Source organism: Mycobacterium sp. NPDC003449 (assembly GCF_053588415.1).
In genome coordinates this window covers 1-22,398 of record NZ_JBSFPX010000121.1, presented here as the reverse complement: position 1 = coordinate 22,398, position 22,398 = coordinate 1, and the positions used below count along the sequence as shown (strand labels likewise).

At 69.0% G+C, this 22,398-nt stretch carries 21 protein-coding genes and 1 rRNA gene; 18 read left to right on the top strand and 4 right to left on the bottom strand.

The window, feature by feature from the left end; all coding sequences use genetic code 11:
- Positions 1-118 precede the first annotated feature (118 nt).
- On the top strand, positions 119-1,399 hold the full coding sequence (locus tag ACWDTP_RS25495; RefSeq protein ID WP_450024949.1) for a DUF222 domain-containing protein: 1,281 nt from the start codon (positions 119-121) through the stop codon (positions 1,397-1,399).
- 3 nt (positions 1,400-1,402) lie between these two features.
- On the opposite strand, the gene ACWDTP_RS25490 is transcribed toward ACWDTP_RS25495, so the two are convergent.
- Complete coding sequence (locus ACWDTP_RS25490) at positions 1,403-3,199, bottom strand: ABC-F family ATP-binding cassette domain-containing protein (RefSeq protein ID WP_450024947.1); 1,797 nt, start codon at positions 3,197-3,199, stop codon at positions 1,403-1,405.
- Between the two features lie 125 nt (positions 3,200-3,324).
- Between ACWDTP_RS25490 and ACWDTP_RS25485 the strand changes: the two genes are divergently transcribed.
- From ACWDTP_RS25485 to ACWDTP_RS25420, 14 genes are all read left to right on the top strand, one after another.
- Positions 3,325-4,215: a phosphate/phosphite/phosphonate ABC transporter substrate-binding protein gene (locus ACWDTP_RS25485; protein WP_450024945.1), complete on the top strand. Its 891-nt coding sequence runs from the start codon at positions 3,325-3,327 to the stop codon at positions 4,213-4,215.
- Between the two features lies 1 nt (position 4,216).
- Entirely contained in the window at positions 4,217-5,026 is an 810-nt protein-coding gene (locus ACWDTP_RS25480; protein ID WP_450024943.1) for a phosphonate ABC transporter ATP-binding protein, read from the top strand.
- On the top strand, positions 5,023-5,868 hold the full coding sequence (phnE, locus tag ACWDTP_RS25475) for a phosphonate ABC transporter, permease protein PhnE (protein ID WP_450024941.1): 846 nt from the start codon (positions 5,023-5,025) through the stop codon (positions 5,866-5,868). Before ACWDTP_RS25480 ends, phnE begins: the two co-directional genes overlap by 4 nt.
- Complete coding sequence (locus ACWDTP_RS25470) at positions 5,865-6,599, top strand: GntR family transcriptional regulator (protein WP_450024939.1); 735 nt, start codon at positions 5,865-5,867, stop codon at positions 6,597-6,599. Before phnE ends, ACWDTP_RS25470 begins: the two co-directional genes overlap by 4 nt.
- Complete coding sequence (locus ACWDTP_RS25465; RefSeq protein ID WP_450024937.1) at positions 6,596-7,012, top strand: phosphonate C-P lyase system protein PhnG; 417 nt, start codon at positions 6,596-6,598, stop codon at positions 7,010-7,012. The genes ACWDTP_RS25470 and ACWDTP_RS25465 overlap by 4 nt, the downstream gene beginning before the upstream one ends.
- A gap of 11 nt (positions 7,013-7,023) precedes the next feature.
- On the top strand, positions 7,024-7,575 hold the full coding sequence (phnH, locus tag ACWDTP_RS25460; protein ID WP_450024935.1) for a phosphonate C-P lyase system protein PhnH: 552 nt from the start codon (positions 7,024-7,026) through the stop codon (positions 7,573-7,575).
- Entirely contained in the window at positions 7,575-8,600 is a 1,026-nt protein-coding gene (locus ACWDTP_RS25455; protein WP_450024933.1) for a carbon-phosphorus lyase complex subunit PhnI, read from the top strand. Before phnH ends, ACWDTP_RS25455 begins: the two co-directional genes overlap by 1 nt.
- Positions 8,597-9,472, top strand: coding sequence for an alpha-D-ribose 1-methylphosphonate 5-phosphate C-P-lyase PhnJ (locus ACWDTP_RS25450; protein ID WP_450024931.1), 876 nt, complete (start codon positions 8,597-8,599; stop codon positions 9,470-9,472). Before ACWDTP_RS25455 ends, ACWDTP_RS25450 begins: the two co-directional genes overlap by 4 nt.
- Positions 9,469-10,311: an ATP-binding cassette domain-containing protein gene (locus ACWDTP_RS25445; RefSeq protein WP_450024929.1), complete on the top strand. Its 843-nt coding sequence runs from the start codon at positions 9,469-9,471 to the stop codon at positions 10,309-10,311. The genes ACWDTP_RS25450 and ACWDTP_RS25445 overlap by 4 nt, the downstream gene beginning before the upstream one ends.
- The gene (locus tag ACWDTP_RS25440) at positions 10,308-10,988 is read left to right on the top strand and encodes an ATP-binding cassette domain-containing protein (protein ID WP_450024927.1); all 681 of its coding nucleotides are present in this window, start codon (positions 10,308-10,310) and stop codon (positions 10,986-10,988) included. Before ACWDTP_RS25445 ends, ACWDTP_RS25440 begins: the two co-directional genes overlap by 4 nt.
- Positions 10,973-12,160, top strand: a complete 1,188-nt coding sequence (locus tag ACWDTP_RS25435) for an alpha-D-ribose 1-methylphosphonate 5-triphosphate diphosphatase (RefSeq protein ID WP_450024925.1) — start codon at positions 10,973-10,975, stop codon at positions 12,158-12,160. The genes ACWDTP_RS25440 and ACWDTP_RS25435 overlap by 16 nt, the downstream gene beginning before the upstream one ends.
- Before the next feature lie 96 nt (positions 12,161-12,256).
- Positions 12,257-15,328 (top strand): acyl-CoA synthetase, encoded by a 3,072-nt coding sequence (locus ACWDTP_RS25430; RefSeq protein WP_450024923.1) that lies wholly within the window; start codon positions 12,257-12,259, stop codon positions 15,326-15,328.
- An 82-nt stretch (positions 15,329-15,410) separates the two neighbouring features.
- Positions 15,411-15,947 carry a hypothetical protein gene (locus tag ACWDTP_RS25425; protein ID WP_450024921.1) on the top strand — a complete coding sequence of 179 codons (537 nt, stop codon included), beginning with the start codon at positions 15,411-15,413 and terminating at the stop codon, positions 15,945-15,947.
- Positions 15,948-15,956: 9 nt separating this feature from the next.
- Positions 15,957-16,166: a Trm112 family protein gene (locus ACWDTP_RS25420; RefSeq protein WP_450024919.1), complete on the top strand. Its 210-nt coding sequence runs from the start codon at positions 15,957-15,959 to the stop codon at positions 16,164-16,166.
- Here the strand turns inward: ACWDTP_RS25420 and ACWDTP_RS25415 are convergent.
- The 3 genes from ACWDTP_RS25415 to ACWDTP_RS25405 are packed head-to-tail and all read right to left on the bottom strand — an operon-like array spanning position 16,140 to position 18,295.
- Positions 16,140-16,763, bottom strand: a complete 624-nt coding sequence (locus ACWDTP_RS25415; protein WP_450024917.1) for a TetR/AcrR family transcriptional regulator — start codon at positions 16,761-16,763, stop codon at positions 16,140-16,142. The two genes, ACWDTP_RS25420 and ACWDTP_RS25415, sit on opposite strands and share 27 nt — an antisense overlap.
- 6 nt (positions 16,764-16,769) lie before the next feature.
- Positions 16,770-17,597: an ABC transporter permease gene (locus ACWDTP_RS25410; RefSeq protein ID WP_450024915.1), complete on the bottom strand. Its 828-nt coding sequence runs from the start codon at positions 17,595-17,597 to the stop codon at positions 16,770-16,772.
- Positions 17,540-18,295 (bottom strand): ABC transporter ATP-binding protein, encoded by a 756-nt coding sequence (locus ACWDTP_RS25405; RefSeq protein WP_450024913.1) that lies wholly within the window; start codon positions 18,293-18,295, stop codon positions 17,540-17,542. Before ACWDTP_RS25405 ends, ACWDTP_RS25410 begins: the two co-directional genes overlap by 58 nt.
- Positions 18,296-18,366: 71 nt before the next feature.
- On the opposite strand from ACWDTP_RS25405, the gene ACWDTP_RS25400 reads away from it, so the two are divergent.
- The 3 genes from ACWDTP_RS25400 (at position 18,367) to ACWDTP_RS25390 (ending at position 22,183) form a co-directional block, all read left to right on the top strand.
- Entirely contained in the window at positions 18,367-18,960 is a 594-nt protein-coding gene (locus tag ACWDTP_RS25400; protein WP_450024953.1) for a DNA-3-methyladenine glycosylase, read from the top strand.
- 39 nt (positions 18,961-18,999) lie between these two features.
- Positions 19,000-20,286, top strand: coding sequence for a tyrosine--tRNA ligase (gene tyrS, locus ACWDTP_RS25395; protein ID WP_450024951.1), 1,287 nt, complete (start codon positions 19,000-19,002; stop codon positions 20,284-20,286).
- 377 nt (positions 20,287-20,663) lie between these two features.
- Positions 20,664-22,183, top strand: a 16S ribosomal RNA gene (locus ACWDTP_RS25390).
- Positions 22,184-22,398: the final 215 nt, after the last annotated feature.

Sequence of the window (22,398 nt, the reverse complement as noted above, 5' to 3'; positions counted from 1 at the left end):
AAACCAGCAGGTCGTCAGTCGGAAGGTGGGTCATCACCAGCGGCGAACGAGCAAGACCATCCTCACCCGAACCGGTTGGACACAATCAATGTCGGCAGGTGCGGGTAGCATTCCCGCTATGTTCGAACAGTTGTTTGATATCGATCCCGGGGCCAGTGAGGAAGAGCTGCGCGCCCAGGTCGAGACGTTCGAGCGGATGAAGTCGGCCGCCGCGGCGGCGCAGGCCCGCGCGACGGCGTTGTGGGCGCAGAAACGCCGTGCGGCCGAGATCGCCAGCGGAGTGCCCGCGCGCCAGCGTGGTCGGGGATTGGCCGGTGAGGTGGCGTTGGCTCGCCACGTTGCTCCGGTGTGCGGCGGAACCCACCTGGGAATGGCCACCGCCCTGGTTCACGAGATGCCGCATACCCTGGCCGCTTTGGAGTGCGGGGCGTTGTCGGAATGGCGGGCCACGCTGATCGTGGGGGAGTCGGCGTGTTTGAGTGTCGAGGATCGGCGCTACCTGGATGCCGAGCTGTGCGCCGATCTCGCCCGCCTGGAGGGTTGGGGCAACGCCAGGGTGAAGGCCGAGGCCAAGAAGATCGCGGCCAGGCTGGATGCGGCGGCCGTCGTGGCGCGTGCGGCGAAAGCCGCCGAGGACCGCTGCGTGATGATCCGGCCGGCACCCGACACCATGACGTATGTGACCGTCCTGTTGCCGGTCGCGCAGGGTGTGGCGGTGTATGCGGCGCTGAAGCGTGCCGCCGACACGATATTCGACGGCCGGTCACGCGCCCAGGTCATGGCCGACACGTTGGTGCAACGGGTCACCGGCCGGCCGGCCGAACAACCCGTGCCGGTGTCGCTGAACCTGGTGATGGCCGACACCACCCTGGCCGGTGACGATGACGCCCCGGCGTGGCTGGCCGGTTACGGTCCGGTCCCGGCGGGGTTCGCCCGCACCCTGACCGGCGATGCGGTGCGGGACAAGGCGACGAAGGCGACGCTGCGGCGGTTGTACCGCCATCCGCGAAGCGGTCAGCTGGTCGCGATGGAGTCGCGGTCGCGGATCTTCCCGAAGGGTTTGGCGAGGGTGCTCGACCTGCGGGACCAGACCTGTCGAACCCCGTACTGCGATGCGCCGATTCGCCACCACGACCACGCCGTCCCGAAGCGCCGGGGCGGCCCGACGAGTGCGCGCAACGGGCTCGGCGAGTGCGAAGCATGCAATTACGCCAAAGAAGCACCGGGCTGGTCGGTCCGCACCAGCGAGATCGACGGCACCCACACCGCCGACTTCACCACACCGACCAACGCCGTCTACCGATCGACCGCACCACCGCTGCCGGGGCCACCGCGCAGATCGGTGAGCGTGATCGAAGGCGGGTTGAGCATCGACCTCGTCACATTCGACGCTGCGTGAGCCTCACTCCAGGTGTTCGGACAGCTCCAGCCAGCGTGACTCGAGCTCGGCCACTTGGCTTTCCAGTTCGCGTAGCTCACCGGTGAGCCGGCCGAGGCCGATGTGATCGGACTGGTCGTGGGCGGCGAGCTGGTCGTGCTTGCCGGCGATCCGGTCGGCGAATTTGGCCAGTGACCGGTCGATCGAGGAGATCTCCTTCTCGATGCTGCGCAGCTCTGCGCCCGACTTGCTTTGGGCGGGAGTGGGTTCCTGACGGGGTGTGGGGCTGCTTGAAGGCCGTTGTGACGCCAGCCGCAGGTACTCGTCGACGCCGCCGGGCAGGTGCCGCAGCCGGCCGTCGAGGATCGCGTACTGCTGGTCGGTGACCCGCTCCAGCAGGTACCGGTCGTGTGACACCACGATCAGGGTGCCCGGCCAGGAGTCGAGCAGATCCTCGGTGGCGGTGAGCATATCGGTGTCGACGTCGTTGGTGGGCTCGTCGAGGATCAGTACGTTGGGCTCCGACAGCAGCACCAGAAGCAGCTGCAGGCGGCGCCGTTGCCCGCCGGAAAGCTGACCGACCCGGGTGGAGAGCTGGTCGCGGGCGAAGCCCAACCGCTCCAGCAGCTGCGCCGGGGTGAACTCCTTGCCGTCGATCTGATAGCCGGTCTGCAGGCGGCCGACGACCTCACGGACCATATCGCCCGCCACCGCATCGAGCTCACTGGACTGCTGATCCAGGATCGACAGGCGCACGGTCTTGCCCCGTTTCACCCGCCCGGCCGTCGGCGTCACCGACCCCGAGATCAGGCCCAGCAGAGTGGATTTGCCCGCGCCGTTGGCCCCGACGATGCCGGTGCGTTCACCCGGCCCGATCCGCCATTCGATATCGCGCAGGACCTCCCGGTCACCGTAGGCGACCGACACGTCCAGCAGGTCGACGACGTCCTTGCCGAGGCGGGACATCGCCACCCGGGACAACTCGACGGTGTTGCGCAGCGGCGGCACATCTGAGATCAGCGCGTTGGCCGCGTCGATCCGGAATTTCGGCTTCGAGGAGCGGGCCGGCGGCCCGCGGCGCAGCCAGGCCAGTTCCTTGCGCATCAGGTTCTGCCGCTTGGCTTCCGAGGCCGCGGCCTGACGGTCCCGCTCGACCCGCTGCAACACGTAGGCGGCGTAACCACCCTCGAAGGGTTCGACGATGCTGCCGTGGGTACCGGCGGCGCCGGGGTGCACCTCCCAGGTGGTGGTGGCGACCTCGTCGAGAAACCAGCGGTCGTGGGTGATCAGCAGGAGCCCGCCGGCCCCGCGGCCCCAGCGGCCCCGGAGATGTCCGGCCAGCCAGGTGATCCCCTCGATGTCGAGGTGGTTGGTCGGCTCGTCGAGGGCGACCACATCCCAGTCGCCGATCAACAGCGCGGCCAGCTGCACCCGGCGACGCTGGCCGCCGGAGAGCGTGGCGATCCTGGAATCGAACCCGATGTCGGACACCAGCCCGCCGATGACGTCGCGGATGCGGGCGTCGCCCGCCCACTCGTGCTCGGGGCGGTCGCCGACCAGCGACCAGCCCACGGTGCGGTCGGGCTGCAGGGTGTCGGCCTGGTCCAGGGCGCCGACCCGCAGCCCGCCCCGGCGGGTGACCCGGCCGGAGTGTGGGGTGATGCGTCCGGTCAGCAGACCCACCAGTGTGGACTTTCCGTCGCCGTTGCGGCCGACGATGCCGATCCGGTCGCCCTCGCTCACGCCGACGGTGACGGAGTCGAACACCACCCCGGTCGGGTACTGCAGGTGAAGGGCTTCGCCCCCGAGTAGGTGTGCCATCGCCAGCCGATGATATTTGTGCCGGCCACGAGAGCTTGCATCGGACGTCGTTCCGAGTTAACCGGCAGTTAGAACTAGTTATCTAGACATGTAGATACCGAAGCCGATCAAGAGATGGGAACCCCATGTCCGTACGCACGATGCTCACGGGTGCGGTCGCGGTGTTGTCCGCCGCGACGCTCACGGTCGGCTGCAGCGGTCCGTCGACGGATACGGCGCAGCCCGGCACCGTCCGCATGGCCGTCACCGACCTGCAGGGCCTGGAAGAACTGCAACGCGAGTTCGGTGCCTTCGAGAGCGAGTTCGAGAAGCAGTCCGGCCTCGATCTGGAATTCTTCGCGGTCAACGATCGCACGGCGGCGGCCGCGGCGCTGCAGGCCGACCGCGTCGACGTGGTGTTCACCGGGCCCGCCGAATACGTCGTCATCCACGAGCGCACCGGCGCCGAGCCGATCGTGGCGATCGAACGCGACGGCTACCACTCGTGCATCTACACCAGGGCCGACAGCGGCATCACCGACCTCGACGGGCTGCGCGGCAAGAAGGTCGCCATGTCCGATGTCGGGTCCACCAGCGGTCACCTCGGGCCGGCGCAGATGCTCGTCGACGCGGGCATCAATCCGAGCACCGATCTCGAAGTGCTCACCGTCGGCGACGCCGTGCACGCATCACTCAAACGCGGCGACGTCGCCGCGGTCGGCATCGGTTACCACGATTACCAGCAGTTCATGGCCGACGACGATCCCGCGGGGTACCGGATGCTCGCCGAAGGGCCGACCCTGCCGCCGGATCTGCTGATGGCCCGCGCGGGGCTCGACGACCAGACGGTGACCACCATCCGCGACACCTTCCAGGACCACTTCGACGTGCTGCTGCCGGCCATGCTCGAGGGCAAGGACAACGCCAAATACCAGAACGCCAAACTCGTCTCGGTCACCGATACCGACTACGACGAGGTGAGGTCGATGTACCGGGCCGTCGGCGTCGACGACTTCTCCGAATTCCTGGGCAACTGAGATGGCCTCGGGCACCGCACTGTCCAACTCGCGCACGGTCCGGGCCGGTGCGGGACGAACCTCGGCCATCGAGGTGACCGACCTGCGGGTGCGCTATCGGCGCACCGGGACCGACACCCTGCGCGGGGTGAATCTGCATGTCGCGCCGGGTGAGAAGGTCGCGCTGATCGGCACCAACGGGGCGGGCAAATCAACCCTGTTGCGCGCTCTGGTGCGCCTGATCGAGCCGGCCGAGGGCACGATCGTCATCGGTGGCACCGAGGTCACCGGGCTGTCCCGGGGAAAGCTGCGGGCGGTCCGGCGCGATGTCGGGTTCGTGTTCCAGCGTTTTCATCTGATCCCGCGGTTGAGCGCGTTTCACAATGTGGTGCACGGCGCGATGGGCCGGCACGGACTGCGGTGCGCATGGCCGCCGGCCAGCCCGGGTGACGTCCGCGCCGACGTGATGCGGGCACTGGACCGGGTCGGGTTGAGCGCCTTCACCGATCGGCGCGTCGACAATCTGTCCGGCGGGCAGCAGCAACGCGTGGCGATCGCCCGCATGCTGATGCAACGGCCCGCCGTGATCCTGGCCGACGAACCGGTGGCCAGCCTCGATCCGGCCTCCGCGCAGGCCGTGATGGAGCTGCTGTGCGCGATCGCCGCCGAACGCGGCGTCACCGTGATCATGGCGTTGCATCAGATCGAGCTGGCGCTGCGCTATGCCGACCGCGTGGTCGGGTTGCGCAACGGGGTGGTCGACGTCGACCGTCCGGCCGCCGATTGCGATGCCGCACAGCTCAATCCGGTGTTCGCCGAGGAGGTGTCGTGACCCCGGTGCAGACCCGCCGCGCGGATGCGGCGCCGGAGCCGCCCCGGCTGCGCAGGCCCAGCCTGCTGACGCTGGTGATCGTGCTGGTGGTCGGAGGACTGCTGGTCCACGGCTGGACCCAGGGCGCCACGGTGCGCCCGGACTCCCTGCTGACCGGGATGTTCCGGCTCGGCGACTTCGCCAGGGATGCGGTGCCGCCGGATGCGCACCGGATCGGGCCGATCCTCAAGGCCCTGCTGGTGACGGTGGAGATGGCGTTGCTGGGAACGATCATCGGGGTGGTGCTGAGCCTGCCGCTCGGGGTGCTCGCCGCACGCAACACCACCCCGCACTGGTCGCTGTACGCGCTCAGCCGCGGCGTCATCACGGTCAGCCGGACCATCCCGGACCTGGTGTGGGGGTTGATCTTCGTGATCGCGGTCGGCCTCGGCCCGGAGGCGGGGGTGCTGGCGATCACGGTCGACGTGATGGGATTCTGCGGGCGATTCTTCGCCGAGACCATCGAGGACATCGAACCCGGCCGGATCGAAGGCCTGCGCGCGCTCGGCGCATCGCACACCGGGGTGCTCGCCGGCGGCGTGCTGCCGGCCTGCATGCCGTCGTTCGTCACCACGTCGATGTTCGCGCTGGAGTCCTCGGCCCGCTCGTCGGTGGTCCTTGGCCTGGTCGGGGCCGGCGGCATCGGAATCGAGCTGGCCACCTCGATGACCCTGCTGCGGTATGACGAAGCGCTGACGATCATCCTGGCTATCCTCGTCGTCGTCGTGGTCTTCGAGCGGGCGTCGGCGGCCATCCGTCGGCGCGTCCTCGGCGGGGATCCCGGGGAGGGGTGGGGCCGATGAGTCACGATCTGGAGATGATCAACAGGTACGCCGGCAGGCCGATCTACCGCCAACTCAGCGATCTGCTGGAAGCACGGATGGGCGAACATGCGCGCCCGGGCGACCGGCTGCCCAGCGAGGCCGAACTGTCGCGGGAGTTCGACGTGAACCGCCTCACGGTGCGCCGGGCACTCGAGGAGCTCAGCCAACGCGGACTGATCGAAACCGTGCACGGCAAGGGGTCTTTCGTTGCCGCGCCCCGGGTCCGGTACGACATTTCGGCGGGCCGCGACGCGAGTTTCACCCGCAGCATGCGCGAACTGGGACACCGGGTCGCGATCCGGTTGCTCTCGGCCGACATCACCGAAGATCCGGAGCTGCAGGCCGAGCTCGGGACCACCGGCGGCGTGCTGGTGTGCCGGACCCTGCGGCTGGTGGACGACGAACCGTATTCGGTCTCGGTGACATCGATCCACACCGGGCGTTTTCCCGACCTGGTGGCGCAGTGGGCCGGCGACACCTCGCTGTTCGATTTCCTGCTGGAGCGTCACGGGGTCCGGATGCAGCGGGTGTACCGGACGTTCGCGGCCGCCCTGGCCGAGCCGCTGGAGGCCGAGCAGCTGCAGGTGCGGGTGGGGGCGGCGCTGCTGGAGATGCGTGGCCTCAACGCCGATCAGAGCGGCGCTCCGGTCGCGGTGGTCGCGCACCGGTTCCGCGCGGACCGGGTGCAGTTCACGGTGGACCTGCGGTGATCGCCGAGCAGCGGTACGAGGCACTGGCCGGTGCCGAGGCGGTGGCGCTCGAGCGCCTCGCCGATGACGTCCTGGCCGCGGGCCCGGAGGTCAGCGTGACGGCGGGGCCGGAATCGGTCAGCACCCCGGTGCGGGTCTCGGTGCCCGGATCTCCCGGCACCACAGTGGTTCTCGGCCACCTGGCGCTCACCCGGTGCACGGTGGAACTCGCCGGGACCCGCGGTGACGGAATCCGGGCCGGCTACGACCCGACCGGGGCGGTCGCCGCCGCGGTCTGCGACGCCGAAGCCCATCGCGGCGGGCCGTTGGCCGCCCAGGTCGACCGGTTGTGTGTGGCCACCGAACAGGACCGGACCGCCACGGCGCGAGAACGCGCGAGGCTGGTCGCCACGACGACACTGGACGAGTCATGAGGTGGGACCCCGTGCATGACAGCCGCACGGTGTTTCTGGCCTGTATGCGGGCGATGTGTGCGCCCGGCGTACCGGTCGAGCTGCCGGCTCGCCCGGCATTGACCCCGGTCGACGAACTCGACGGGGCCGCAGCGGTTTTGCTGGCGGTGCTGGACCGTGGGCTGGCACTGGGGGTGTCCGGCGGCCCGGCGGCCGGCGAGATCGGCGCCATGCTCGCGGCCACCACAGGCGCCGCGCGCGGCGAGGTCGGTGCCGCCGACTGGGTGCTGGTGCACGGCGCGGCGGCCGATGCGATAACGCGAGCCGGGCGGGGCAGCCCGCTGACCCCGGAAAGCGGGGCGACCGTGGTGGTCGCTGCGGCGGGTGCGGTGGCACCGGTGACGCTGAGCGGACCCGGCATCGCGGGGTCCGCAACGGCCCACATCGGATTGGACGCGCTGGCGGTGCACGCGCTGACCGCCGCGAACTCGGCGCCGCCGTGCGGCGTCGACGTGTTCATCGTCGACGGCGACTGCGTCATCGCACTGCCGCGCAGTGTGTCGCTGAAGGCGGTGGCGGCCTGATGTACGCCAGCATGCAGGAGAATCCGGCCTTGCAGGCCGCACGTGCCATCGCCTCGGACACCTCGGTGCCGGCGGGCGGGGCGGCGGTCAACCTCGCCGCGCTCGCCGACCAGGTCTGCGCCGAGGCGGGCCTGTGGGAGCCGGCGGCCGCGCTGCGCGCGCTCAACCAGTCGCGCGGTGACACCGCACACGCCGTGTCGATGCTGAGGGTGTGGGCCGCCACCCAACCCCACGTCGACGGGGGCATGGTCGATGCGGCCGATATCGCACTCGTGCGGCGGGTGTCGTCGGCCTACCCACAGGTCCCCGGCGGGCAGTGGCTGGGCTTCGCACCCGATCTGCTGCCCAGACAGCTGGATTGGACCGCACCCGCCGAGTCTCCCGGGGTGCCGCAGGCCGGTGAGCCTGCGGTGCCCGCACCGCCCGGCGAGCCTCCGGCCCGCGGCGCGACACCCCGGGTGCGCGACCTGATCGCCGGGGTCACGACCGTGTCCCCGCCCGAGGACGGAGACAGCCCCGATCCGGCGGCCACCGTGTTGGTGGCGCCGTTCACCCGGGCCGCGTTGCTGTCCATGCTGGCCCGCGGCGAGACCGGTGCGCTGGTCGCGCTGGCCGCGATCATCCTCGGCCGCAGGCAGGAGGCGGTCCTGGTCGAGCTCACCGTGGGGATGGCCGCCATCCGGATGCCCCATCCGCGCACCGGCGCCCGTTGCGTGGTCGCCGAGGTTCCGGTCACCGAGGTCGAAGTGGTCCTGGACGCCGACGTCGCGGGCCGGCCGGGCTTGGCGATGGGATGGGGTGCGACGATGGGAACCGTTGAACGCAGGGCTATCTCGCTGGCGCTGCTGGATGCCGCGATGCAGGCCGACGGGGAGCTGCGGGAGCGGATCGTGCTCGACGGGCCGACCGTGCTCGCGGCCACCGACGGGTCGGCCACCACCGGATTCGTCGAACACCTCCGGCTGCCGCACTACGCGGGGTTCACCGCCTATCTCGCGCAGGCGGCCGCCAAGGGGGCGTCATGAACCGGCCGCCGACCGTGGCGGGGCTGGCCGCGGCGCACGGCCGGGCCCAGGCGTACGCCTACCTCGACGAGGACACCAAACGCAATGTGCGCCGGGCGATCCTGAAGGCCCTGGCGATCCCGGGCTGGCAGGTGCCGTTCGCGTCGAGGGAGATGCCGGTGGCCCGCGGCTGGGGGAGCGGCGGCCTGCAGGTGACGCTGTCGCTGGTCGGCCCGGACGATGTGGTCAAGGTGATCGACCAGGGTGATGACCACTCGGTCAACGCGGTCGCGATGCGCAGCCTGGTCGCCGACTCGGCGGCGTGCACGGCCACCACCGAGACGTCCGCGGCGACCATCATCCAGAGCCGGCACCGGATTCCCGAGGTGGCGCTGCGCCAGGACCAGGTGCTGGTGCTTCAGGTGCCGCACCCCGAACCCCTGCGCCGGGTGGTGGCCGACGATGTGCTGGCCAGGACACACCACGCCACCGGTGACTACACCCCGGCCTGGCTCGACCTGTACGACGCCCAGGCCCGGCTGGGTGGCCCGCTGACCGGAGCCGATCACCCTGTGCTGGTGGAGGGTTCGCGGCTGATGAGCCCGAGTCCGATCCCGCGTCACGATGTGCTGCGGCTCGACCGGCGTCCCCATCCGATCCTGCTCGGCGCGGGCAGGCGGGCCCGGTTGACGGCGCTGCCGCCGCACACCTCGGTGCGGCCGCTGGTGTTCGACGACTGCCCGCTCGACCCCGAGCGGGCCGGTGGACCGTGTCACCGGTGCGCGAGCACCTCCTCGTATCGGGTGCCGACCGGTGCGGACCGGGCCGGACTGGTGTGGCAGTGCAGCGACGTCGACGGCTGTCGCGTCCGGGCGAGCGGTCGGGCGCGATGACGGCCGACGCGATCGCCGACTGGGCCGGCGAATCCGCGCTCGAACCGCCCGAGCCGGTGCTCTCGGTGCGCGGTCTGACGCACCGGTTCGGCCAGGGGTGTGACGAGTGCATCGCCCGCACCGGTGAGGCCGCGGGGACGAATCGCTGTTCGGCGTGCGGTTCGGTGGTGGCGGTGTGCGACGTGTCGTTGGACGTCGGGCCCAATGAGGTCCTCGGAGTGGTCGGTGAGTCGGGGTCGGGTAAGACCACGCTGCTGCGCTGTCTGCAGCTCGACCTGGTCGCCGAGGCCGGAGCGGTCCTGGTCGGCGGCAAGCCCATCGAGCCCTCGGCGGTGCTGATGGTCCACCAGAACGCGCTGGCGGCGGGCCTGTACCCGCGGCTGGCGGCGGAGTCGAATGTGGCGCAGCGGTTACTGGGCTCGGGGGCAAGACAATTCGCCGACATCCACCTGCGCGTCGCCGGAATTCTGGACGAACTCGGGCTGCGCTCCGAACGTCATACCGACCCGCTCATGACCTTCTCGGGCGGCATGCAGCAACGCGTTCAACTGGCGCGTGCGCTCATCGAGCCGCCCCGGGTGCTGCTGCTGGACGAGCCGACCACGGGCCTGGACCCGTCCGTCCAAGCCGATCTGCTCGACGTGGTCGGGCGGGTGACCGAGAACCTGTCCTCGGCCATGGTGGTGGTCTCCCACGACCTGGCGGCCGTGCGGATCCTGGCCTCGCGCATCGTGGTTCTGCATCACGGCCGGATCGTCGAACACGGTGTCGCCGAACAGGTTCTGGAGGATCCCCGGCACCCCTACACCCAGTTGCTCGTCTCGTCGAGGCTGATATGAGAAGTGAAACGGCGGGCGGCGCAACCGGAATCGTCGTGAGCGGGCTGGTGAAGCGTTTCGGCCGAGGCGCCGGGCTGCTGGATCCGGTGCGGGTGAGCGTGCCCGCCGGGACGTTGACGCTGGTCACCGGTGCCCCCCACAGCGGGAGATCGACACTGGTCCGGTGCCTGTCCGGGGTGTACCGGCCGGACTCCGGCAGCGTGGTGTACCGGCGCGCCGGCGTCGGCGCCGTCGACCTGGTCGGTGCCGACCCCCGCACGGTGGCCTGGCTGCGCGGCAGGCACATCGCCTCGTTCAACGGGCCGGTCGCCGCGGCGCCCCGGCTGGCGGCCGCGGCGGTGGTGGCCAGGGCCGCGCGCAGCGACGAGGCGGGCGCGCTCGACGCGCTGACCCGCCTGCGGGCCGGCCATCTGGCACCGGTGCCGGTCGGACGGCTGCGCCAACCCGACCGGCGCACCGTGGCGCTCGCGGCGGCGCTGCTGGCGGGGCGGCCCTTCGTCCTGCTCGACGAGCCGGAGGCGGCGGCCGACCCGCGCGCGGTGGTGGATTGGGTGGCGCGGGCCGCCCGGGCCGGCGCGGCGGTGTTCGCGACCGGGGCGCCCGACAGCATGCTGGCTCCGGTCGCCACGGTCACAGGGGAACTACGGAGAGGACGGATCGAATGGCACAGGCAGTGATCGAGGGTGTGACGGTGGTTCCGGGTGCGGGCCGACCGGTCGTCGACAACGCGGTGGTGGTGCTCGACGACGACGGATGTGTCGCCGAGATCGCCGCAACCAGCGCGGGGGCTGCGGGCCGGTCCGGGCTCTACCTGATGCCCGCCGGGGTCGACCTGCACCTGGACAACCTGGTGCAGCGGCGCAGGCCGAGGGCGACGGTGTCCCTCGATCACGAGGCGGTGATCGGCGTGCTGGATGCCGAGTGCGCGGCGGCCGGGGTCGGCACGGTGTGCGTCGCGGCCCGGTGTGAGGATTCGCCGCGCAAGGGCATCGCCATCGCCGATGCCGCGGTATTGGCCGCGGTCATCGAGGACCTCGCGCCGGATCTGGCCTGCGACTGGCGGATCCACGCCAGGGTCGAACTCACCGACGACGGGGCGTTGCAGGCCCTGGCCGCGGTGCTGGCCGCCTCGACCCGGGTGGCGCTGATCTCGATGATCGAAACCTCGGCGCGGCGCAGCCGGTTCGCCACCCCGGCCGAGACCCGGGCCTTCTACGCCGCGGACTGGGGCGTGACCGAGGCCGAGGTCGATCAGGTCTTCACCGTCGACCCCGGCCGGTTGGCCGAGGTCGCCGCGCGACGCGAAGAGGTTGCGGCACTTGCACTCCGGCATGGCATCGCGCTCGCCAGTCACGATGACCGCACCCCGGAGCACGTCGAGGAGGCCTTCGAATCGGGCGCCAGGGTCGCCGAGTTCCCGCTCACCCTCGAGGCCGCCGAGCGGGCCACCGCACTCGGTATGCGGGTGGTGCTGGGGGCGCCCAACGCGATCCGGGGGCGGTCCACCTCGAGCGGGAACGTGCTGGCCGCCGACGCCGTCCCCCGCGGTGTCTGCCAGGTGCTGTGCTCGGACTATCTGCCGTCGTCGCTGCTGGCGGCGCCGCCGACGCTGGCCGCGGGTGCGGTGGCGCCGCTCTCGGCGGCCATCGACCTGGTCTCGGTCAACCCTGCGGGGGTGCTGGGTTTGCCGGACCCCACCATCGAGGTGGGCAGGCCGCTCACCGCGTCGCTGCGGCGATTCGACCCCGGCGCCCCGCACGGCCATCTCGGAATGGCACTGTGGCGGGGCGGCAGGCTGGTTTTCGGCCGCCGGTCGATGGTGCTGGGATTCGCCGCGGTCGCGGTCTGAGCGCCCGGCGGCCAATACCCGGGGGCGCGGACCGCCCGTGTGCCATCATGACGACGTCAATCGGGGGATTGGGAGTCGTGAGGTGGGGAGCGGGCGTTGGTGGGATTCTCGGCAGTGACCAAGCCGGTCGAGCGGTTGCTGGCGACCGCTCAGAACGGTTTGGAGGTGCTGCGCTACGGCGGTCTGGAGACCGGCGCCGTCCCGTCGCCCTTCCAGATCATTCAGAGCGTGCCGATGTACCGGCTGCGCCGCTATTTCCCTCCCGATGCCCGGCCCGGTGCGCAGCATCCCGGCCCGCCCGTGCTGATGGTGCATCCGATGATGATGTCGGCCGATATGTGGGATGTGACCCGCGAGGACGGCGCGGTCGGCATTCTGCACGCTGCGGGTATCGACCCGTGGGTGATCGACTTCGGCGAGCCGGACAAGGTCGAGGGCGGCATGCAGCGCAATCTCGCCGACCACATCGTCGCCCTGAGTGAGGCCATCGACGCCGTCAAGAAGGTCACCGGGCGCGACGTGCACCTGGCGGGCTACTCGCAGGGCGGCATGTTCGCCTATCAGACCGCGGCCTACCGCCGGTCCAAGGATCTGGCCAGCATCGTCGCGTTCGGGTCGCCGGTGGACACGCTGGCCGCCCTGCCGATGAACCTGCCCGCCGGGGTCGCCGTTGGCGCCGCGGATTTCATGGCCGACCACGTGTTCAGCCGCATCGACATCCCGGGCTGGCTGGCCCGCACCGGGTTCCAGATGCTCGACCCGATCAAGACCGCCCAGTCCCGGCTCGACTTCCTGCGTCAGCTCCACGATCGCGAGGCGCTGCTGCCCCGCGAACAGCAGCGGCGGTTCCTGGCCTCGGATGGCTGGATCGCCTGGTCCGGTCCGGCGATCTCCGAACTGCTCAAGCAGTTCATCTCGCACAACCGGATGATGACCGGCGGCTTCTCGATCCGCGGTGATCTGGTCACCCTGTCCGATATCGACTGCCCGGTGCTCGCGGTGGTCGGCGAGGTCGACGATATCGGCCAGCCCGCCGCGGTGCGCGGCATCAAGCGGGCCGCACCGCAGGCCGATGTCTACGAATATTCGATCAGTGCAGGGCATTTCGGCCTGGTCGTGGGTTCCAAGGCGTCCGGCCAGACCTGGCCGACGGTGGCCCAGTGGGTGAAATGGCTCGACAGCGGCGACGAGATGCCCGAGGGCGTCGCGCCGATGGCGGCCCAGCCCGCCGACCATCCGGAGGGGGGTGTCTCGTTCGCGACACGCGTGACACACGGCGCCACCGCGGCGACCGAGATGGCGTTCGGCGTGGCCCGCTCGGCCGCGGACGCCTTGGTGACGGCCAACAAGTCGGCCCGCACCCTGGTGATCGAGACGGCCAGGACGCTGCCAAGGCTGGCCCGGCTGGGCCAGGTCAACGACCACACCCGGATCTCGTTGGGCCGGATCATGTCTGAGCAGGCGCGCACCGCGCCCAACGGGGAGGCACTGCTGTTCGACGGCCGCGTCCACACCTATGAGGCGGTGGACCGGCGGGTCAACAACGTGGTGCGCGGGCTCATCGACGTCGGCGTGCGCCAGGGGGCGCGGGTCGGTGTCCTGATGGAGACCAGGCCCAGCGCGCTGGTGGCGATCGCGGCGCTGTCGCGTCTGGGCGCGGTGGCCGTCCTGGTGCCGCCCGACGCCGATCTGGGCGAGGTGGTCCGGATCGGGGGAGTGTCGGAGATCATCGCCGACCCCGGACACCTGGAGGCGGCGGGGGCGCTGGACATCCGCGTCCTGGTGCTCGGCGGCGGGCCGCCACATGGAGCGAGCGGCGGGCCGCCACATGGAGCGAGCGGCGGGCCGCCACATGGGCTGGGGGAGAACCGAAACCTGGATTTCCCCGAGCACGCCGACGTCATCGACATGGAACAGATCGATCCCGACGTGGTCGAACTTCCCGGCTGGTACCGCCCCAACCCGGGCCTGGCCCGCGATCTGGCGTTCGTGGCGTTCACCTCGACCGGTGGCGAACTCGTCCCAAGGCAGATCACCAACTACCGGTGGGCGCTGTCGGCGTTCGGCACCGCATCGGCGGCCAACCTCGGCCGGGGGGACACCGTCTACTGCCTCACGCCGTTGCACCATCAGTCCGGCCTGCTGGTGAGTCTCGGCGGGGCCGTGGTGGGTGGGTCCCGGATCGCCCTGTCGCGCGGTCTGCAGCCGGACCGGTTCCTGCAGGAGATCCGGCAGTACGGCGTCACCGTGGTGTCCTACACCTGGGCGATGCTGCGTGAGGTCATCGACGATCCGTCGTTCTCCCTGACGGGTAACCATCCGGTGCGGCTGTTCATCGGATCCGGTATGCCCGCCGGGCTGTGGAAGCGCGTCGTCGACGTCTTCGAACCGGCCCAGGTCGTCGAATTCTTCGCGACCACCGACGGCCAGGCCGTGCTGGCCAATGTGGCCGGGGCCAAGATCGGCAGCAAGGGCCGCCCGCTGCCCGGCGGCGGCCACGTCGAACTCGCCGCCTACGACCCCGACGACGACCTGATCCTGGAGGACGAGCACGGCTTCGTCCGCAGGGCCGAGGCCGACGAGGTGGGCGTGCTGCTGGCGCGTCCGCGCGGTCCGGTCGACCCGACCGCGGTGGTCAAACGTGGTGTGTTCGCCCCCGCCGACACCTGGGTGTCCACCGAGTTCCTGTTCCGGCGTGATGAGGACGGCGACTTCTGGCTGGTCGACAACCGCAGTGCGGTCATCCGGACCGACCGGGGCGCGGTGTACGCCACCACGGTCAACGATGCGGTCGGGCGGCTCGATGCGGTCGACATGTCGGTCACCTACGAGGTGGAGAGGGGTGGACGACGGCTCGCGGTGACGGCACTCGCGCTGCGCCCGGGCGGCAGCATCCCCTCCGCCGACCTTTCGCTGGCCCTGGCCGATCTCCCGGTCGGCAACGGGCCCGACCTGGTGCACGTGGTGGGGGATATGGAACTGGGCGCGTCGTACCGGCCGCTCATCGAACCGTTGCGCGCGGCGGGGATCCCGCGGGCGTCGCGGCGTAACTCCTGGTATCTCGACCCCGATACGAATACGTACAAGCGGCTCACCGTGGCGATGCGTGCCGAGCTGACCGGACAGGACGATCCGCGTGGCGCGCAGCTCGATCCCGCGCCACGGTAGGCGGGCCGCATCGCTCGACCGCGTGCCGCGGGACTGCGGCACTGTTAGGCTCCGGCTGGCGGCGGACCGACTTGGAGGATTGATGACATCGCACACGATCAGGAACCGTTCCGGCTGGCGTCGTGCCGTCACGGGCACCGTGGCCGGCGGGGCACTCGCGGCCGGGCTGCTGATCGGTGCGGGCGCGCCGACCGCGTTCGCCGAACCGTCGACCAAGGAGCCCCCGGCGCCGGTCAAGCCGGAGATCTCGACCGACCAGGCGATCGCCATGGTGGCCAGCGGCTATGACACCGGTGCCGGTGGCGGCCAGATCTCACAGTTGATCCACGAGGTGATGGTGCTGCGCCAGCAGGGCATCAAGCCGTCGAACGCGAACCGTGAGGAGATCATCACGGCGCTCGACAAGCGGCCCAACCAGACTCCGCTGGTCGACGCGCTCAAGAGCACGGTCGCCTACCAGCGCAAGCAGGCCGCGCAGGCCGCCGGGCCGCAGACACCGGGCGGTATCACCGCGGGGATCAACCAGCTGCCGCCCGGGCTGGGGGCGGATCCGACCAATCCGGACAACACCGGTGTGTTCATCGGCCCGAGTGGCGGCATCCAGCAGCCGCTGGGCTAACGTCGCCTCGTGGTCGACGACAAGCTGCTGAGTATCCTGGTCTGTCCGCAGGATCGCGGGCCGCTGCTGCTGGTGGATCAGGAGTACCTGTACAACCCCCGGTTGCGGCGGGCCTACCGCATCGAGGACGGCATCCCGGTGCTGCTGGTCGACGAGGCCGTGGCCATCGACGACGACGCCGAGCACCAGCGGTTAATCGAGCGGGCCGAGTCCCGGTAGATCGCCGGTCAGGTAGCGCTGCAGGTTCGGCGCGATGGTGTCGGCGATCTGATCCACGGGCAGCGACTTGAACGGGTCGAGTTCGAGGATGTAGCGCGCCATCACGACGCCGACCAGTTGTGAGGCCACGAACTGGATCCGGATCCGGCCGCTGCCGGGCGGGTTGTCGACGCGCGAGCCGACCTCGGTGACGATGATGTCCTGCAGGAACGACCGCACAAGAGTGGCATCGGCGCCGGCCAGGAGCGATCGCAGGGTGGCCAGAAAGCCCCTGCCGAGTTCGGAATCCCACAGCGGCAACAGAATTGACGGCAGGGTGTATCCCATCTGGTCGATCGGCACCTCCCGCATCGGCCCGATCACGGCCATCGGGTCGATCGGAATGTGTATGGCCGCGGCGAAAAGCTGGGTCTTGGTACCGAAGTAGTGGTGCACAAGGGCCGGGTCCACACCGGCGCCCGCCGCGATGGACCGGATGGAGGTCTTGTCGATCCCGTTGCGGGCGAACAGTTCCCGCGCACTGTCCAGGATGCGTTCGCGGGCGTCCGAGGTGCCGGGAGGCCGTCCGGGGCGCTTGCGCTCGATATTGGCAGTCACGTTTTCCTACGGGGTCCTTCGTCGTAATGTGGCCGCCGCCAGGCACAGTGCCAGCACGGCGAATCCGATCACCACCGCGATGTCGCGTACGGCGATCGCCGTCGGCTCGGGATGCGCGCCGACCTCCTGCAGCGCCTCCAGAGCATAGCTGGCCGGCAGGACGTTGCTGATCCACTGCAACCATTCCGGCAGCGCCTCGCGCGGAACGATGATGCCGCACAACAGCAGCTGCGGGGCGATGACCACGGGCATGAACTGAACCGCCTGGAATTCGGTGCGGGCGAACGCACTACACAGCAGCCCGAGCCCGACCCCCAGCACCGCGTTGATGATGGCGATGAGGAACACCAGGATCGGGCTGCCCGCGGTGTCGAATCCGAGGAACCAGAACGCCACCACACAGGCCAGTGTGGCCTGCGCGGCGGCCGCGATCGAAAACGCCGTCCCGTACGTCGCCAGCAGTTCGAACCTGCCCAGCGGGGTGGTCAGGATGCGTTCGAGGGTTCCCGAAACCCGTTCGCGCTGCATGGTGATCGAGGTGATGAGGAACATCACGATGAGCGGGAAGACGCCCAGCATGATCAGGCACGCGGTGTTGAACGGGCTGGGCCCGCCGGGGCGGTGCGGGGCGTCGTCGAACATGAAGTACATCAGGGTGATGATCAGGGTCGGAACCAGCAGGATCATCGCCATGCTGCGGTGATCGGCCGCGAGCTGACGCAGGATCCGGCCGGTGGTGGCCAGGTAGGCCTGCGGGCTGGTCCGGCGGCGTGGTTTCAGGCCGCGGTGTTGTGCCGGATGACGGTCAGAAACGCTTCCTCCAGGGACGTGCATGACGTGTCCTTTCGTAGCCGGGCCGGTGTGGTGTGGGCGAGGATCCGTCCCTCGCGCATCAGCAGCAGGTCACCGCAGTGGTCGGCCTCGTCCATGACGTGGCTCGACACCAGCAGGGTGGTTCCGCGTTCGGCGAGCCGGCCGAACTGCTCCCACAGGTCGACCCGGAGCACCGGGTCGAGTCCGACGGTGGGTTCGTCGAGGACGAGCAGTTCGGGGTCGGCCACCAGTGCGCAGGCCAGCGAGGCCCGGGTGCGCTGTCCACCGGACAGATTGCCGCAGTAGGCGGTGCGGTGGTCGTCGAGGCCGACCGAGCGGATCGCCCCGTCGGCCGCCGCGGCCGAAGTCCCATACAGCGAGGCGAAGTACCGCACGTTGTCGACGACGCGCAGGTCGTTGTAGATGGTCGGGTTCTGGGTCACGTAGCCGACCCGGTGGCGCAGCGGCGCCGACCCCGCGGGGTGGCCCAGCACGGTCACCGACCCGGCCGCGACGATCTGGGTCCCCACGATGCAGCGCATCAGCGTGGTCTTGCCGCAGCCGGACGGACCGAGCAGGCCGGTGATGGTGCCGCGCGCGATCTGGACCGTGACATCGCGTACGGCGGGCCGGCCACCGCGGATGACCTGCAAGCCGTCGATGCCGACGGCGGGTTGCGCATCGTCTCGTCGAAATTCACCGCTTGATGAAGTCATCATGTGATGAATAGTCCGCCGATCGTGGCCAGGTGTCAATGGGCGAGAATCCCCCGGTGGGCGCGCAACTGCTGATGGGGGAACCGTTCGTCGTGGCACGTCGGCTGGTGGGGGCGCGGCTCGCCGGACGTGGCGTGACCGCGACCGTCGTCGAGGTCGAGGCCTACGGCGGTCCGCCCGACGGGCCGTGGCCCGACGCCGCATCGCATTCGTTCCGCGGCCCAGGGGGCCGCAACCTGGTGATGTTCGGCCCGCCCGGCCGGCTCTACACCTACCGGAGCCACGGCATTCACGTATGCGCGAATGTGGTGTGCGGCTATGACGGTGTGGCGGGTGCGGTGCTGCTGCGCGCGGCGGTCATCGTGGATGGTGCGGAGGAGGCCGGGCGCAGGCGCGGGCCGGCCGTCGCGCCTGCCGCGTTGGCCCGCGGTCCGGGCAATCTGTGCTCGGCGCTCGGGATCGCCATGGGCGACAACGGAATCGACCTGTTCGCCGCGGACAGCCCGGTCCGGTTGTCGTTCGGCGTCGAGGTCGATGCGGTGGACGGTCCGCGGGTCGGGGTGAGCAAGGCGGCCGACCGGCGCTGGCGGTTCTGGCTGGAGGGGCGGCCCGAGGTCTCGGCGTATCGGCGCAGTCCGCGGGCGCCGACGCCCGGCGGCAGCGACTGATTCCGGCGATGCGGCATGATCGTCACCATGGGCACGGTCATGAGCAGCGCCATCCTTGACGAGCTGGACCGGCGGGGGCTGATCGCACAGTCCACCGATCGGGATGCGCTGGCGAGCGACCTCGCCACCGGCCCGATGACGGTCTACTCGGGATTCGACCCGACCGCGCCGAGCCTGCACGCCGGGCACCTGGTCCCACTGCTCACCCTGCGACGGTTTCAGCAGGCCGGGCATCGGCCGATCGTGCTGGCCGGCGGGGCCACCGGCATGATCGGCGACCCGCGCGATACCGGCGAACGGACCATGAACACCGCCGACACCGTGGCCGACTGGGCCTCGCGGATCCGCGGTCAGCTCGAGCGGTTCGTCGAATTCGACGATTCGCCGACCGGGGCGATCGTGGAGAACAACCTGAACTGGACGGCCGGATTGTCGGCGATCGAGTTCCTGCGCGATATCGGCAAACACTTCTCGGTGAACGTCATGCTCGACCGCGAGACGGTGCGGCGTCGCCTCGAGGGCGACGGCATCTCCTACACCGAGTTCAGCTACATGCTGCTGCAGGCCAACGACTTCGTCGAGCTGCACCGACGGCACGGCTGCGCCCTGCAGATCGGCGGCTCCGACCAGTGGGGCAACATCGTGGCCGGCGCGCGTTTGGTGCGACAGAAGACCGGTGCCACCGTTCATGCGATGACGACTCCGCTGGTCACCGACTCCGAAGGCAAGAAGTTCGGCAAGTCGACCGGCGGCGGGAACGTGTGGCTGGATCCCGAGATGACGAGCCCGTACGCCTGGTACCAGTACTTCGTGAACACCGCCGATGCCGACGTGGTGGGCTACCTGCGGTGGTTCACCTTTCTGGCGGACGACGAGTTGGCCGAACTCCAGGACGCGACCAAGAACCGGGCCCACGAACGGGCCGCGCAACGCAGGCTGGCGCGCGAGCTCACCACGCTGGTGCACGGTGCGGACACGACGAATGCCGTCGAATTCGCCAGCCAGGCGCTGTTCGGGCGGGGCGAGCTGGCCGACCTCGACGAATCCACGCTGGCCGCGGCATTACGGGAGGCCGGTGACGGCGGGGTCGCCGAATTGGCGCCCGGCGGTGCCGACACCATCACCGATCTACTGGTCGCCACCGGCCTGGTGGCGAGTAAGGGCGCCGCGCGCCGGACGGTGGCCGAAGGTGGCGTTTACGTCAACAACGTGCGGATCGAAAGTGACGAGTGGATACCACAGGCGTCGGATTTTCTGCATGAGCGTTGGCTCGTGTTGCGACGTGGCAAGCGCAACATCGCGGGCGTCGTCAGGGCGGGTCGGTAGGCCCGCCGCGGCAGGCTTGTTGACCAGTGCAAACGCGGCAGCCACCTGGCGATTTGACTCGCAGTTGGCCCTCACGTAACTTATTCCAGGTCAGAGCGACACGGCCCAGCCGGAGAGCGAAGACGAAATCCGAGAGAGACACCCATTACGGTGGGTCTTCTCACTGTCCGCACCAAGGTCAGCGGCTTTTAGCCGCGGGACTTTTGCGCGGTCAGCTCGGGCGTGTTGTTTGAGAACTCAATAGTGTGTTTGGTGGTTTTTGTTTGTTGTTTTTTGTTCACCTCTTTTTCCCGTTTAGGGGTGGATGTTTTTTGATGCCAGTTTTTGGTGTCTTGTTTTTGTGATCGGATTTTTCTGATATGGCCTTTTACAGGTTTTGTTTGGAGAGTTTGATCCTGGCTCAGGACGAACGCTGGCGGCGTGCTTAACACATGCAAGTCGAACGGAAAGGCCCTTTCGGGGGTGCTCGAGTGGCGAACGGGTGAGTAACACGTGGGTGATCTGCCCTGCACTTTGGGATAAGCCTGGGAAACTGGGTCTAATACCGGATAGGACCACGTCTCGCATGGGGTGTGGTGGAAAGCTTTTGCGGTGTGGGATGGGCCCGCGGCCTATCAGCTTGTTGGTGGGGTGATGGCCTACCAAGGCGACGACGGGTAGCCGGCCTGAGAGGGTGACCGGCCACACTGGGACTGAGATACGGCCCAGACTCCTACGGGAGGCAGCAGTGGGGAATATTGCACAATGGGCGCAAGCCTGATGCAGCGACGCCGCGTGAGGGATGACGGCCTTCGGGTTGTAAACCTCTTTCAGCACAGACGAAGCGTGAGTGACGGTATGTGCAGAAGAAGGACCGGCCAACTACGTGCCAGCAGCCGCGGTAATACGTAGGGTCCGAGCGTTGTCCGGAATTACTGGGCGTAAAGAGCTCGTAGGTGGTTTGTCGCGTTGTTCGTGAAAACTCACAGCTTAACTGTGGGCGTGCGGGCGATACGGGCAGACTGGAGTACTGCAGGGGAGACTGGAATTCCTGGTGTAGCGGTGGAATGCGCAGATATCAGGAGGAACACCGGTGGCGAAGGCGGGTCTCTGGGCAGTAACTGACGCTGAGGAGCGAAAGCGTGGGGAGCGAACAGGATTAGATACCCTGGTAGTCCACGCCGTAAACGGTGGGTACTAGGTGTGGGTTTCCTTCCTTGGGATCCGTGCCGTAGCTAACGCATTAAGTACCCCGCCTGGGGAGTACGGCCGCAAGGCTAAAACTCAAAGGAATTGACGGGGGCCCGCACAAGCGGCGGAGCATGTGGATTAATTCGATGCAACGCGAAGAACCTTACCTGGGTTTGACATGCACAGGACGCTGGCAGAGATGTCGGTTCCCTTGTGGCCTGTGTGCAGGTGGTGCATGGCTGTCGTCAGCTCGTGTCGTGAGATGTTGGGTTAAGTCCCGCAACGAGCGCAACCCTTGTCCTGTGTTGCCAGCACGTGATGGTGGGGACTCGCAGGAGACTGCCGGGGTCAACTCGGAGGAAGGTGGGGATGACGTCAAGTCATCATGCCCCTTATGTCCAGGGCTTCACACATGCTACAATGGCCGGTACAAAGGGCTGCGATGCCGTGAGGTGGAGCGAATCCTTTCAAAGCCGGTCTCAGTTCGGATCGGGGTCTGCAACTCGACCCCGTGAAGTCGGAGTCGCTAGTAATCGCAGATCAGCAACGCTGCGGTGAATACGTTCCCGGGCCTTGTACACACCGCCCGTCACGTCATGAAAGTCGGTAACACCCGAAGCCGGTGGCCTAACCCTTGTGGAGGGAGCCGTCGAAGGTGGGATCGGCGATTGGGACGAAGTCGTAACAAGGTAGCCGTACCGGAAGGTGCGGCTGGATCACCTCCTTTCTAAGGAGCACCACGAAAAGGGTTGAGACACTGGGTCTCACCCGAGCCGTGAGGAACCGGTGGCCTGTAGTGGGCACGGTTTGGTGCAACAACAAACGTCGCGCTGGGGGGAAACCCGGCGAGGAAAATCATCAGGCACACTATTGGGCTTTGAGACAACAGGCCCGTGCCCCTGTGTGTGGGGGGTGGCATCCGGTTGCGGGTGTCGGCGTGTT